The 13,354-nt window shown below is 32.2% G+C and carries 13 protein-coding genes; 7 read left to right on the top strand and 6 right to left on the bottom strand.

Going from position 1 to position 13,354, the window contains the following annotated elements; all coding sequences use genetic code 11:
• Positions 1 to 5: 5 nt before the first annotated feature.
• The 3 genes from ACZIYX_RS02775 (at position 6) to ACZIYX_RS02765 (ending at position 1,590) form a co-directional block, all read left to right on the top strand.
• Positions 6 to 374, top strand: coding sequence for a 6-phosphogluconate dehydrogenase (locus ACZIYX_RS02775; RefSeq protein WP_462680669.1), 369 nt, complete (start codon positions 6 to 8; stop codon positions 372 to 374).
• 254 nt (positions 375 to 628) lie between these two features.
• Positions 629 to 1,174: an acyl-CoA thioesterase gene (locus tag ACZIYX_RS02770; RefSeq protein WP_462680757.1), complete on the top strand. Its 546-nt coding sequence runs from the start codon at positions 629 to 631 to the stop codon at positions 1,172 to 1,174.
• Between the two features lie 50 nt (positions 1,175 to 1,224).
• The gene (locus tag ACZIYX_RS02765) at positions 1,225 to 1,590 is read left to right on the top strand and encodes a c-type cytochrome (RefSeq protein ID WP_462680668.1); all 366 of its coding nucleotides are present in this window, start codon (positions 1,225 to 1,227) and stop codon (positions 1,588 to 1,590) included.
• A gap of 76 nt (positions 1,591 to 1,666) precedes the next feature.
• Here the strand turns inward: ACZIYX_RS02765 and ACZIYX_RS02760 are convergent, their stop codons facing one another.
• Positions 1,667 to 2,893, bottom strand: coding sequence for a S8 family serine peptidase (locus ACZIYX_RS02760; protein WP_462680667.1), 1,227 nt, complete (start codon positions 2,891 to 2,893; stop codon positions 1,667 to 1,669).
• Between the two features lie 858 nt (positions 2,894 to 3,751).
• Complete coding sequence (locus ACZIYX_RS02755) at positions 3,752 to 4,885, bottom strand: serine hydrolase domain-containing protein (protein ID WP_462680666.1); 1,134 nt, start codon at positions 4,883 to 4,885, stop codon at positions 3,752 to 3,754.
• A gap of 179 nt (positions 4,886 to 5,064) precedes the next feature.
• On the opposite strand from ACZIYX_RS02755, the gene ACZIYX_RS02750 reads away from it, so the two are divergent.
• Positions 5,065 to 6,171, top strand: coding sequence for a sensor histidine kinase (locus tag ACZIYX_RS02750; RefSeq protein ID WP_462680665.1), 1,107 nt, complete (start codon positions 5,065 to 5,067; stop codon positions 6,169 to 6,171).
• On the top strand, positions 6,164 to 6,865 hold the full coding sequence (locus tag ACZIYX_RS02745) for a LytR/AlgR family response regulator transcription factor (protein WP_462680664.1): 702 nt from the start codon (positions 6,164 to 6,166) through the stop codon (positions 6,863 to 6,865). Before ACZIYX_RS02750 ends, ACZIYX_RS02745 begins: the two co-directional genes overlap by 8 nt.
• Positions 6,866 to 7,173: 308 nt before the next feature.
• On the opposite strand, the gene carB is transcribed toward ACZIYX_RS02745, so the two are convergent.
• Both carB and rpmH read right to left on the bottom strand, forming a co-directional pair.
• Entirely contained in the window at positions 7,174 to 10,026 is a 2,853-nt protein-coding gene (carB, locus tag ACZIYX_RS02740; protein ID WP_462680663.1) for a carbamoyl-phosphate synthase large subunit, read from the bottom strand.
• A 100-nt stretch (positions 10,027 to 10,126) separates the two neighbouring features.
• On the bottom strand, positions 10,127 to 10,285 hold the full coding sequence (gene rpmH, locus ACZIYX_RS02735; RefSeq protein ID WP_081414554.1) for a 50S ribosomal protein L34: 159 nt from the start codon (positions 10,283 to 10,285) through the stop codon (positions 10,127 to 10,129).
• A gap of 174 nt (positions 10,286 to 10,459) precedes the next feature.
• Between rpmH and ACZIYX_RS02730 the strand changes: the two genes are divergently transcribed.
• Together ACZIYX_RS02730 and ACZIYX_RS02725 are read left to right on the top strand one after the other, a co-directional pair.
• A complete protein-coding gene (locus ACZIYX_RS02730; protein WP_462680662.1) occupies positions 10,460 to 10,975 on the top strand; it encodes a DUF2892 domain-containing protein in 516 nt (171 codons plus the stop codon).
• Positions 10,976 to 11,129: 154 nt separating this feature from the next.
• Positions 11,130 to 11,945 (top strand): TlpA family protein disulfide reductase, encoded by an 816-nt coding sequence (locus tag ACZIYX_RS02725; RefSeq protein WP_462680661.1) that lies wholly within the window; start codon positions 11,130 to 11,132, stop codon positions 11,943 to 11,945.
• Positions 11,946 to 11,965: 20 nt separating this feature from the next.
• On the opposite strand, the gene ACZIYX_RS02720 is transcribed toward ACZIYX_RS02725, so the two are convergent.
• Both ACZIYX_RS02720 and ACZIYX_RS02715 read right to left on the bottom strand, forming a co-directional pair.
• On the bottom strand, positions 11,966 to 12,334 hold the full coding sequence (locus ACZIYX_RS02720; RefSeq protein ID WP_462680660.1) for a sulfite exporter TauE/SafE family protein: 369 nt from the start codon (positions 12,332 to 12,334) through the stop codon (positions 11,966 to 11,968).
• 61 nt (positions 12,335 to 12,395) lie between these two features.
• Positions 12,396 to 13,343, bottom strand: coding sequence for a lytic transglycosylase domain-containing protein (locus ACZIYX_RS02715; RefSeq protein WP_462680659.1), 948 nt, complete (start codon positions 13,341 to 13,343; stop codon positions 12,396 to 12,398).
• Positions 13,344 to 13,354: the final 11 nt, after the last annotated feature.

Raw genomic sequence — 13,354 nt, 5'->3', positions numbered from 1 at the left:
AAAATATGAAAAAAATACTTGCAATACTTATTATAGCAATCATATTAATTTTTGCAGGCTGGTATGCTTTTATCTATTATGCATCTTACAGCGAAGGAACAAGGAGTGGAGAGCTTATAAAATTCAGCCACAAAGGAGTCGCTATCAAAACCTGGGAAGGAGAAATAAGTCAAGGCATCTCTGGGGCACAAATATTTAGTTTTTCGGTAGAAGATAATAAAAAGGATATTATCCAAAAATTAGAAGAATTTCAAGGTCGATATGTAAAATTAAAATACAAAGAACGATTTGCTAAAATTTCATGGCTTGGCGACACAAAATACTTTGTTATAGATGTAATAGAAGAAGACTCTCCCCATTTCAGAAATAAATAAAATACTATTTTAGTACCAATACAAAAAAATAAATCACTTGAAACCCATAGTTTTAGCAAAAAGATCAAACTCTTTTTGATGGTCAAAGCCATAATCAATTATTTGTAATTCCTGCATAGGCCAGAATCCAAAAAATCAAAAGATGGATTGCCCATTAAGTGTAAGGGAACAAACATTGCCAAAACATTTATAGAAACTAAAGTAACTGTAATAAAATTGCAGGGTTTTGACCTGTTACTTGAAAATAAACTAATATTGTGAAAAAATATAAAAGCACTAAAGATTCCAGAGTGATCATTTCGCAACTTATGCTTCCTTCTCACTCTAATTTTAGCGGAAAAATACACGGAGGATATATTTTATCTTTAATGGATCAAATAGCATTTGCCTGTGCTTCTAAACATTCTGAAGCATATTGTGTAACCGCAAGTGTGGATAGAGTAGATTTTTTAAAACCAATTGAGGTTGGTGAGCTTGTTACCCTAAAAGCATCTGTTAATTATGTAGGAAACACCTCGATGGTAGTTGGAGTTCGGGTAGAATCTGAAAACATACAAAATGGAAAGATGAAACATTGCAACTCCAGCTATTTTACAATGGTTGCCAAAAATAATAAAGGAGAAAGTATTTCTATACCCGGTTTAATCTTAGAAAATAAAACTGCGATAAGACGCTTTGTAAGAAGTATAACCAGAAAAGAGGATGCTACTCTAAAACGTAATCGTTTTAAAGAATCAGAATTTGAACCAGAACCCCACTTTGAGACCCTAAAAGAATACAATGTAAAAATTAATCTATAATTAATTTTAGCTATTTAATTATATTAGTAATAAATAAATAAAATAATGTTATGAAAAACTCGTATAGAATAATTTTATTGCTTCTCATTACTATACTAAGCATAAGTTGTAGTAGCAGCGATGATAACTCAGAACCTGCTCCTACCAATCCTAATCCTAATAAAATCACAACATATAATGCCGATGTAAAATCAATAATAGACAATCAATGTATAAGTTGCCATACAATACCTCTTGCAGAAGGTGCTCCTTTTGCTATGCGCAATTATGCAGAAACAATTAATGGAGTAAACAGAGACCTTGTACTTAGAGTAAAATCCAATGGGCAAAATGTAATGCCTCCTGCCGGCAGATTACCACAAGCAACTATAGATATTATTTTGGATTGGGAAGCAGATGGTTTTAAAGAAAATTAATATAATAATACCTTAAAATAAAGAAGCTGAATGTATTATTCAGCTTCTTCGTAACTACAACATAATATATCAATACTTAATTTACGGTAGCAATAGGAGCAGTATACCCTCCTTTGCTTACAGATCCATCTGTACCTGTACTGTTACCTCTAAGTAATAATATTCCTGCAACGTGTGGCGACGCCATAGAAGTACCGGAAATTCTATTATATCCCCCGTTTAACCATGTAGACCACACATTAGTACCTGGTGCCCATCGATCCACACTTCTACCATAACAAGAACTATACGCTGGACCATCTGTATTTGTCATATTACCAACATTCCAGGAGTTAGCAGTTTGTAATCGTTGTGGAGAATAATACTGTGTGTTATCATTGTTGTTACCTGCTGCCATTGCACCATAGGTAGTTCTTTCTAAGTTTCTAAAAGCGTTATCTGTTGCAACATCAGTATGACGGTTTTCATATCCTATACTATAGTTCCATGTATCGCCATTGCTTGCATTAGCTGCTACATAATCTACACCTCCAAGAATAGATGCATCACTTCCTCTTCCGTCAGCATCTAAAACCCTAACAGATACTACCGTTGCCCCATAAGCAACTCCTATTACCCCAGAGCCATTATTTTTTGCAGCAACAGTTCCTGCCACATGCGTACCATGACCATTTTGATCTTGCCATGATCCACCAACAAAACTTCTGCTACGGTTAGTATCTATATTCAAATCACTATGAGGAGAAACCCCACTATCAATAATCCAGCAAGTTCTTCCGCTACCATCTGCTCTACCTACCCGGTTGATACCCCAAGGCAAAAAGTCTCCACTAGGCAACCAAGAATCATTGGTCACTGCTTTATTATGTACAGTTGCAGGAAGTTGATCTACAGGCTCTCCCATTTCTATATTCAATTTTCTAATATAGTTAGGCTGTATATATGCCACATCAGGATCATTTTTAAGCATTTCTACTTGCTTTTCAGATAAGCCTTTTACATGAAAACCTTGTATTGCATTACTATACACTTGTTTTACATTATCTTCTTGTATTGCATATTTAGATAATGTTTGTTGTGATTTTGCTTTTATTCCAGCATTTTTTCCTTGTAAAGACTTATTTTCATTATAAACAACAATATATTCTCCAGGTATTGCTTGGTCTGCTCCGATTGTTTGTGCAGTCTCTACTGGTTCTATAGTATTTTCAAAATCTGTAACTTGGTCGTTATCTTTTTCACAGCTATAGAAGAGCATAGAAAAAACAGTAATAATACTTAATATTCTAAGTTGAGTTTTCATTAAAATTTGATTTTTGTGTTAAACGTTTTATTTAAATTGAAATTAAAAAGTTGAGCTCTCATTAAAATTTACATTTCAAATGTAGAAATTAATCCAAATAATCAAATACGGTAAAAACATAACATACAACAACTTACACCATATAAATAAGCTCAAAAAAGAAGAACAAAAGAGATATTAAAGATAAATGCAACATTGTTGCTTTATTAAAAATCAATACGTTATAAAAAAATTATAATCTTGTATGTAAAGAAACATTACGTGTTAAATCATTAGTTTTAAAACATCAAAAAAACATTAAATTTTAACTAACTTTAACTTTATTAAACATTAATTTAACTTAAAATTAAAGCAGAATGTGTTTCAAATCACTTAGAAGCATCAAATATTTCAGAATATCAGAGTATAAATCACCCTTCAAAAAAGATACTTAGTTGAAATATTCAAAGTTTTTTGTGAAAAACTTTGAATATTTTATCATTTCTAAATTCTTTTTTTGCTATAAATCAAAAATATCCAGAAAACAAAAAAGACCGGATTCTTGTTTTTTAATTTAGAATCCAGTTTTTTTTACTTACAATTAATTAATAACCAGGAGTCCTAACTCACGAGGTATGTTTCTGAAAATATTATATTTTGTTTTTGGGGCAAACCCCGGGCATTTACTCAATGAGAAATTAAAAACCAGACCTATTTAAGTACACTTTATGTTTCAAATATAAATCATAAAATTGATCGCCTTCAAAATCTTCTATAAACAAGATGCCCTCTCCTGTCTTTTTGATCTCGGGACCTCGCTTTTGAAAACTTGTTAAATAAAGACACTGGTTTTTTAATCGCTTTTTAATATTTATCGAATTAGCTTTGTATATGATTCATAAAAAACTCTATAGATATCTCTTCCAGCGTATTTGTAGTTGTATCATCCGAAGCTGGCAAACCCGAATTATTAGACAATATGATTAAAGCCTTTTCTTCTAAAGGTTCTATTATAATAAGCGAATAAAAACCACCAGTGGTTCCATTATGAGAAATAATTTCATGACCATTATTAGTAGTAGTGTTCCATGCCCTTCCTATACCATTAGTTTCAGAATGTTTAAAAGTCAGGGTTCTGTTTATCCTGAACACTTCTTCTAACCTGTTATCTCTGTTATAAAAGTGGATATGCGCCCGGGCATATTTTTCCATATCTTTGAGTGAAGAGTATATCCCTCCAGAGCTTTGCCATTGGTTCCATCTCCAGTAAAAACCTTTTCTTCCATCACTAAGATAGGCTCCCATTTTTTTGTCATCAGCATTAGAAATTTCATTTAACTCCATTGCAGAGGCATACATCTCTAAAGGCTGAAAAATATTTTTTTGCATAACATTGGCAAATGAAAGACCCGTTTGCTCTGTAATAATTAATTGTAATATAGCATACCCTAAGTTCGAGTATTCATAAACTGTTCCCGGAGCTCTTGTAAGTATAATTTGATTCCAATATTCTGTTAGCTTTTGTTTATCATAATTGCCCACAGGGTTAGAAAAGTGAGAGTAATTCAAATAATCGGCAGGAAAATTGGGTAATCCCGACGTATGATTAAGCAAATCCTCAACTGTGATTTCACGTTCTTTATAAGAAATCTGAGAAAATGTAGCTGGAAGCAAGGTACTTACAGCAGTATGAACTGTAATCCCTTTTTCTAGAAGTAGTTGAGTTACCATTGCTGCTGTAAAGGTTTTGGAGATAGATCCTATTTCATATAAACTATTCTCGGTTGGAGTAATTTTGGAACCTCTTTTTGTTTCTCCATAATTATAAAAGATAGTTTGATCTCCATTAATTACTGCAACACTAAGCCCAATTTTACTTTCTTGTTTGATATAAGGGGTAAATGCTTCTTTTGCAGCCAAATCTATTTTAAACTTAAATATATTTTCCTCCTCCAAGGTACATGAACTAATGGCTAATGTGATTGTAACTAACGTAAAAAGTATTTTTTTCATCTATTTGTTTTTTGACAAAAAAAAGGAACAAATAGTAAGGGACAAATTGAGATTGACCAACGGCAATCAATTCTTGACAGACGGTTTTACCATTCATCAATCCATATCCTCCTTTGATAAATTATCGTACCAAGAGTTATTGTAAATAGCTATTTTAGCACCCCGCATAAATTGTATGTATGTATAAAACCCTAGAGATTTTAAAACACAGTATAGCATGGCTAATAATACTAGTTATAATTAATTCTTTACCTTGGTTCTGGCAGGGGTTTGAGAGTACTAACGGGACCTTTTTGATCCCTTCTTTGTACGGAACGGCTTTTAATATTTTTGTGGTATATTTCAATGCTTTATATCTCTATAATATAAAAAAGGCCTCCCCTGTTTGGTATTGGTTAATGGTATTTGTTCTTATTATGGTCACCAGTATAATAGAAGGAGGTTTTGACTATTACTATGCAAAGAAAATAGAGTTATTAGATACTATTTTTGAACAAGCAAAAAAGTATCAAAAAGAAGAAGGAGGGTTACTTGGGTCGAAGATAAAAATAGAGCTCTATGTCTATATTTATCAGTATTTCCTTAATAATTTTCTGGTACATTTGGTATTTTGGTTTTTATCTTTTTCATATATCCTTCCGATGCAAAACATGAAAAATGATAGATTAAAAAAAGAATTGGAGAAGGAAAAACTGCGTGCCGAAATAAAAATTTTGAAAGCACAAATCAACCCGCATTCTTTGTTTAATGGTATTAATAGTATTTATTATCTTATTGATAAAGATAAAGAAAAAGCAAAAGATGTACTTGTTCGTTTTTCAGAACTGTTGCGTTATCAGATTTATGAATGCTCTGTAGATAAAATTTCTCTTGCAAAAGAGGTTCTTTTTTTAGAAAACTACTTTGATCTTGAAAAAACACGAAAAAAAGCTGATTTAGAAATAGAGTTTACCTATAATATACATGAGACAGAACATCTAAAGATAGCACCTATTTTATTTATCGCATTTGTAGAAAATGCATTCAAATATGTAAGCAGTTATCCCGAAAAAAAGAAAAATATAATCAAGTGTGAGATTCAGATCCACGATAAAAAACTTCTTTTTACTATAGTCAACTCTGTAGATGAAGATATTAAAAAAGAAATATGCCCTTCAAAAAATGGAGTTGGTATCCGTAATGTAAAAGAAAGATTAGCGCTATTATATCCCGAAAGGCACAGTCTAGATATAACTCATCAATTCAAAACATTTACAGTAACATTAATAATTAATCTAGATGAATAAAATACGTTGCTTAATAATAGACGATGAAGCGTTGGCTAGAGAAGGATTAAAGAATTATGTAGCTCAAATAGAGTTTTTAAAGCTTATAGGGGTTTGTAAAAACGCATTACAGGCTCAAAATATAATAAACGAACAGCCTATTGACTTAGTTTTTTTGGATATAGAAATGCCAAAACTCACAGGAATCACTTTTTTAAGAACCATAAAAAATGCACCTTATGTAATATTTACAACGGCATATTCTCAATATGCTTTAGAAAGTTTTGAATTTGACGTGATTGACTATTTATTAAAACCAATTTCCTTAGAACGGTTTCTACAAGCTGTAAACAAAGCGTTTCGCATTATCAACAAAACAGCCGAAACCTCTGAGGATAGTTACTTTTTTATAAAAGATGGACATACCCTGGTCAAAGTTTTTATTACTGAAATTTTATTTATAGAAGCAGCTCAAAATTATGTAAATATTGTAACTGTATCCAATAAGTATATGGCACTAATCCAGTTAAAATCTATTCTGGAGCTGGTACCAGAAGAACAGTTCGTTCAAATACACCGAAGTTGTGTGGTAGCTATCCCAAAGATAGATGTAATAGATGGTAATCAAATTATAATTCAAGAGCACAAATTGCAAATTAGCAGAAGGTTAAAGAATGATGTGCTCAATAAAATCCTGGATGATAGGATTATTTAAAAAGATCTATTTTGAAGTAATTTGAGATAAAAAAAGAACATTTTATTACGATAAATTCAAATTGTAAATGGTATTTAGTTGAAATATTCATGATAATTTCTCAAAAGCTCTTTGTTTCTTTCAGAGAAACCTTCTTTTAGAGCTATTTTAAAAAAATCACAGTAAAAAAGAGGGTGTCTAACTTTTCAGGCACCCTCTTGATTTTATAACTGATTATTTGTTGTTGTTTTAAAACTTAAAAATCAGCCTATTTTGTTTTTTCAATCTTTGTAACGAATATTAAAACGTTATAACAATAAGATTTTAAACTATTTACTTAAATACATTTTACGCCTCGAATACAAATCATAAAATTGATCGTCTTTAAGATCATCTATAAATAATATACTCTCTCCCGTACTTTTCATTTCGGGCCCTAGTTTTTTATTTACATTAGGAAACTTATTAAATGAAAATACCGGTTGTTTAATCGCATACCCTTCTAAGTAAGGATTAAAATCAAAATCCGTAACTTTTTTATCCCCCAACATAACTTTGGTTGCATAATTTACATAAGGTTCTCCATAGGCTTTTGCTATAAAAGGGACTGTTCTGGACGCTCTTGGATTTGCTTCAATAATATACACCATATCATCTTTGATAGCAAATTGAATATTTATTAAACCAACCGTATTTAATGCCAGAGCTATCTTATGGGTATGATCTTTGATTTGTTGCATTACAAACTCGCCCAAATTAAAGGGGGGTAATGTGGCATTAGAATCTCCCGAGTGAATCCCACAAGGTTCTATATGCTCCATAATACCAATTATATGCACATTTTCCCCATCACATATCGCATCTGCCTCTGCTTCTATAGCACCATCCAGATAGTGATCCAATAATAGTTTATTATTAGGTATTTTACGAAGTAAATCAACAACATGTTCTTCTAATTCTTGTTTATTGATAACAATCTTCATTCCCTGTCCTCCCAATACATAAGATGGTCTTACCAAAATAGGAAAATCCAAACGATCCGCTACTTCCAGTGCTTCCTCTGCTGTTTCGGCTATATCAAATTCTGGATAAGGAATATTATTTTCTTTTAGCAGTTGAGAAAAATGCCCTCTATCCTCTGCCAAATCCAAAGATTTGTAACTTGTCCCGATTATTTTTATTCCATATCGATCCAGTTTTTCTGCAAGTTTTAATGCCGTTTGACCACCAAGCTGAACAATTACCCCTTCAGGTTTTTCATGCCTGATAATGTCATAGATATGCTCCCAAAATACAGGTTCAAAATATAATTTGTCTGCTATATCAAAATCTGTAGAAACTGTTTCCGGATTACAATTAATCATTATTGTTTCGTATCCACACTCTGCAGATGCTAATACCCCATGTACACAACAATAATCAAATTCGATTCCCTGACCAATTCTGTTTGGCCCGGAACCTAAAACAACTATTTTCTTTTTATCACTAACAATACTTTCATTAGAAACATACTTTTTTCCTTCAGGTGTTTCGATTTCTGCTTCAAAAGTAGAGTAAAAATAAGGTGTTTGTGCTTTAAATTCTGCAGCACAAGTATCTACTAGTTTATAAACCCTGTTTATACCAAATTCATCCCTTTTATTGTATACTTCACTTTCATAACATCCTACCATGTGAGCTATCTGTCTGTCGGCAAAACCTTTTTGTTTTGCTTCTAAAATCAATTCTTTGGTGAGGGATTGTATAGTATAGGTAGAAATTTCTTTTTCAAGATTGTACAGCTCCTCATATTGTTTAAGAAACCACATATCAATTTTAGTGATTTCGTGTATTCTTCGTAAAGGAATCCCGATCTGGATAGCATCATAAATCACAAATACCCTGTCCCAGCTGGCGTAGGTTAATTTTTCTATAATCTGGTCATAATTCTTTTCTCCTTTTCCGTCTGCACCAAGTCCATTTCTTTTTATTTCTAAAGATTGTGTCGCTTTGTGCAATGCTTCTTGAAATGATCTGCCAATAGCCATAACTTCTCCCACAGATTTCATTTGAAGCCCCAATGTACGATCTGATCCTTCAAATTTATCAAAATTCCATCTTGGGATTTTTACGATAACATAATCCAAAGTAGGTTCAAATAATGCAGATGTTGATTTAGTAATCTGGTTATCCAGCTCATCCAAATTATACCCTATCGCCAATTTTGCTGCTATTTTAGCAATTGGATATCCTGTTGCTTTGGATGCCAAAGCAGAGGAGCGAGAAACCCTTGGGTTTATTTCGATAGCAATAATATCTTCTTTTTCGTCCGGGCTTACTGCAAATTGCACATTACACCCTCCGGCAAAATCACCAATACTACGCATCATGTGTATTGCCATATCCCGCATTCGCTGAAAAGTTTTATCACTTAAGGTCATTGCAGGTGCTACTGTAATAGAATCTCCGGTATGAATCCCCATAGGGTCCATATTTTCAATAGTACAAATAATAACAACATTATCATTATTATCGCGCAATAGCTCTAGTTCATACTCTTTCCATCCTATAAGAGCTTTATCGATCATTACTTCATGAATTGGAGAAATCTCAAGTCCACGAGTAAGCAACTCATCAAAATCTTCTTCTTTATATACAATAGATGCTCCTGCACCTCCAAGGGTGTAAGAAGCTCTGATCACCAAAGGAAAACCAAAATCCTGAGCAATCTCTTTTCCTTTCAGGTAAGAGTTTGCAGTAGCTTGAGGAGCCATAGGAATGCCTATTTTAAGCATCAGCTCTCTAAATTGCTCTCTGTCTTCAGTAATATTTATAGCATCTATATCTACCCCTATAATATCTACTCCAAAATCTTTCCAGATACCTTTTTCGTCTGCTTCTATACAAAGGTTAAGAGCTGTTTGTCCTCCCATTGTAGGCAAAACTGCATCAATCTGAGGATGTTTTTTTAATATTTCTATTATTGATTTTGTGTTTAACGGCTTAAGGTATACATGATCTGCCATAGAAGGATCTGTCATGATCGTTGCAGGGTTCGAATTAATCAGAATTGTTTCAATCCCATCTTCTCTAAGAGACCGTAATGCTTGTGTTCCAGAATAATCAAACTCACAAGCTTGTCCAATAACTATAGGTCCTGACCCTATTATAAGTATACTCTTTAGTTTTTCTTGTTTAGGCATGTAATAACAATATTGCTTTTTTCTTAAATTTTATGTATTAGATATAAAAAAAGGCGCTACCTATAAAGTAACACCTTTAATATTTTAAAGCACTTTACCATTAATGCTTATGTCTTAATTCTGAAGAAACAGATAGCTTCTTTCTTCCTTTTGCTCTTCTGCGAGCTAATACCTTTCTACCATTTGCAGAAGCCATGCGCTCTCTGAAACCGTGTTTGTTTTTTCTCTTTCTCTTCGATGGTTGAAACGTTCTTTTCATTGCTATCTATCTTTATAAATCTTCTTGAAATATCTAAATTTAATCTTAATGGGTATCTGCCCCAAAAACTGCGTGCAAATATACGAAGAGTTTTTACTTTGACAAATCTAATTATCAAAATATTTTTATTTGTTTTTATTACCTTTGCGCCAAGTTAATAATTAAACTTTTTCAATGTACAATAAAAATATAAAATTAGTAATTGCTGCAATCGTTATTGGTGTGGCTATATGGCAAATAATTGAAGGATATATAGGTAATGGAGTTATGCTTGTTTTATTGGCCGCAATTTTCGTTTTTTTATATTTCAAAAATGAACTTATACTACTTGCTTTCTTGAAATTAAGGAAACAAGATTTTGAAGGTGCCAAAAAATGGCTGGATAAAATAAAAAACCCGGAAAGTGCTTTAACTATAAAACAACAAGGATATCTCAACTATCTTCTGGGTATTATGCTTTCACAAACTAATATAACGCAAGCAGAAAAACATTTAAAAAAAGCTATAAAATTAGGTTTGTCTATGAATCAGGATCTTGCGGTTGCCAAACTTAATCTTGCAGGTATAGCTATGACCAAAAGACGAAAAAGAGAAGCTCAAATATTACTAACAGAAGCAAAAAAACTAGACAAACACAATATGCTGAAAGATCAAATAACTATGATGAAACAGCAAATGAAAAAAATTTAGGCATACTAATTGTGCAATAAGATACGTTTAATGTATATTGTAATGGTATAATATTTTGTGCAATTTGACTATATTATATATGAAATTTGTGTGCAAAAAATATTTTTTTAAAGACTTTATATTACATTAGCTACCGTAATCTATTTATATTATAATGAAGAAATTATTAGTTCTGGGGATTTTGTTTTTTTATTTTAGCAATTCCTTTGCCCAAGAAGAAAGAAAAATACCTTTTTCGGTCGCTATCTCATCCCACATTGTTAAGTATAATCAAAAAATAGATGTGGCCTATCAAGATAAAGATCTGGAACGGGCTGAGTTCTTATTTGATTCTTTGGTTACCAATCACCTTAATGGTACATATATGGATAATTTTAATGTTTATCCATTAAAAGGAGAATCTGTCTCGTTAGAAGAATTTGATAAACCCGTATTTTTAATTACTTCTGCTTCGTGGTGTGTTCCTGGTGTAGGAGAAATTCCGGCTCTTAATGATTTGGTAGACAGGTTTCACGATCAGATAGATTTTGTAGTATTGTTTTGGGATACAAAAGAAAACCTAAAAGAAAAAACAAAAGAGTATACTCAAAACATAAAGTTAGTATACATTGATGAAAAGACAAATCAGGATTCTTATATTATAAACAAATTAAAGCATGCCTTAGGTTTTCCCATGATGTATTTTATGGATAAAAATAAAAAGATTTTGGATATACGAAAAATAGTTGTGCACCACTCTAGTGAAACACTAAGCAATTCGTATAATATCCATTTCAATTCTTTATCCAAAGGCGTCTCTCTTTTAATTGCCGATCTGGATTTGAATTCTGAAACGGATACAACAGAGAGTGTTATAAAACAAAATGAAGAAGATCACCGTAATGAAGAAGAACGAAACATTGATGAAGAATATGAGATATATAAAAAAGAAAGGGATTCGTTAAATAACATTAAAAGAAAGGGTAACTAAAAAACACATCCTTTTCTTATTTACTTACCAAATATCATTTTTATCGCAACTATAAACAAAACACCTCCAAATATTTTTTTTAAAAGAGCCTGATTTATAGATATAGCAAGTTTACTACCCAAATACCCCCCTATAACAAATGTTATAGCTATAATAATAGCATATTTCCAGTTTACATATCCTTCCTGATAGTAATTATAAGCTGCCAATAGAGTTACAGGAACTGCCAAAACAGCCAAACTTGTTCCTTGGGCTTCATGCTGAGAAAAATTTACCCATAAAATCAACAGAGGAATCATTATTACACTCCCTCCTATCCCCATGGTTCCGCTAAAAAAACCTGCTAATAGTCCTATTAAGATTAATGATATAAGTATAGAAGTATTCATAAAATCACTTTAAAAAAGTTGCTAACTTAATCAAAAATCCATTAAAAAACATCCAAAAGCTTTATTGTCCTGTTCCTGATGTATAATATCCTTCTCGGGGGATTTGTATTAAGTACCCTTTGCCTGTAGAGTTGCTTAAATGCGCTTCTCTAAGCCATGGATTATGTAATTTTAATATTTTATAGTTTATAGCATATTGCTTTGCAAACTCATTAAAATCAGAGATCGGTTGATCTACCAGTATATTAAAGGTAGGGATATGCTTATATAAATCTTCATTATTAAAATTAAACCCGTATTGCTTTGGGTTACTCAAAATTTCTTTTACTGCAACTATTCTAAACACATATCTTCCTGTTTCTTCTCCCAACAAGAGATCATAATACGACTTTGCTTCCTGTTTGTCCAGTTGTCTGTTTATACCGGCTACACCTGCATTATAAGCTGCAGCTGCCAGAGTCCATGACCCTAACCGCTCTTTAGCATTTTTTAAATATTCGCAAGCCACTAATGTAGATTTTTCGATATGATATCTTTCATCCACATTTTGATTTACTTCTAATCCATATTCTTTGGCAGTACCTTTTAATATCTGCCAAAAACCGGTTGCATTTGCAGGCGACACTGCCTGGGTCAAACCGCTTTCTATAACTGCAAGATATTTAAAATCTTCAGGGACACCTTGTTCTTTGAGGATAGGCTCTATAATAGGAAAATATTTATTTGCCCTTTTAAAAAGCAATAACCCATTAGATTGCCAATAAGTATTTACCAACAATTCTCTATCCATCCTCTCTCTTATATCCGGATTTTTTATAGGAACCAACTCTCCTGAAAAATTAAGGTTATCTGGCATTGGTATAGCATAAACGTTATAATCGCTTACTAATTTTTCTTCTAAGATTTCTTGAGCCAGAGGTTTTTCAACATTGTCCTGAGTAGCATTTATCAATATTCCAAAAGTGAATACCGCACCTAAAAAGGCTAAAGCTTTTTTAATCATTTTCATAACTTTAAGTA

Source organism: Aquimarina sp. (genome assembly GCF_977115655.1).
Note: the sequence above shows the minus strand (reverse complement) of the source record. Positions and strands in the feature narration are given on the sequence as shown.

Bases quoted from the DNA above. Each gene is read 5' to 3' on its own strand.
- ACZIYX_RS02775 (WP_462680669.1), top strand. From the start codon at position 6: ATGAAAAAAATACTTGCAATACTTATTATAGCAATCATATTAATTTTT.
- ACZIYX_RS02765 (WP_462680668.1), top strand. From the start codon at position 1,225: ATGAAAAACTCGTATAGAATAATTTTATTGCTTCTCATTACTATACTA.
- ACZIYX_RS02760 (WP_462680667.1), bottom strand. From the start codon at position 2,893: ATGAAAACTCAACTTAGAATATTAAGTATTATTACTGTTTTTTCTATG.
- ACZIYX_RS02755 (WP_462680666.1), bottom strand. From the start codon at position 4,885: ATGAAAAAAATACTTTTTACGTTAGTTACAATCACATTAGCCATTAGT.
- ACZIYX_RS02750 (WP_462680665.1), top strand. From the start codon at position 5,065: ATGTATAAAACCCTAGAGATTTTAAAACACAGTATAGCATGGCTAATA.
- ACZIYX_RS02745 (WP_462680664.1), top strand. From the start codon at position 6,164: ATGAATAAAATACGTTGCTTAATAATAGACGATGAAGCGTTGGCTAGA.
- carB (WP_462680663.1), bottom strand. From the start codon at position 10,026: ATGCCTAAACAAGAAAAACTAAAGAGTATACTTATAATAGGGTCAGGA.
- rpmH (WP_081414554.1), bottom strand. From the start codon at position 10,285: ATGAAAAGAACGTTTCAACCATCGAAGAGAAAGAGAAAAAACAAACAC.
- ACZIYX_RS02730 (WP_462680662.1), top strand. From the start codon at position 10,460: ATGTACAATAAAAATATAAAATTAGTAATTGCTGCAATCGTTATTGGT.
- ACZIYX_RS02725 (WP_462680661.1), top strand. From the start codon at position 11,130: ATGAAGAAATTATTAGTTCTGGGGATTTTGTTTTTTTATTTTAGCAAT.
- ACZIYX_RS02720 (WP_462680660.1), bottom strand. From the start codon at position 12,334: ATGAATACTTCTATACTTATATCATTAATCTTAATAGGACTATTAGCA.
- ACZIYX_RS02715 (WP_462680659.1), bottom strand. From the start codon at position 13,343: ATGAAAATGATTAAAAAAGCTTTAGCCTTTTTAGGTGCGGTATTCACT.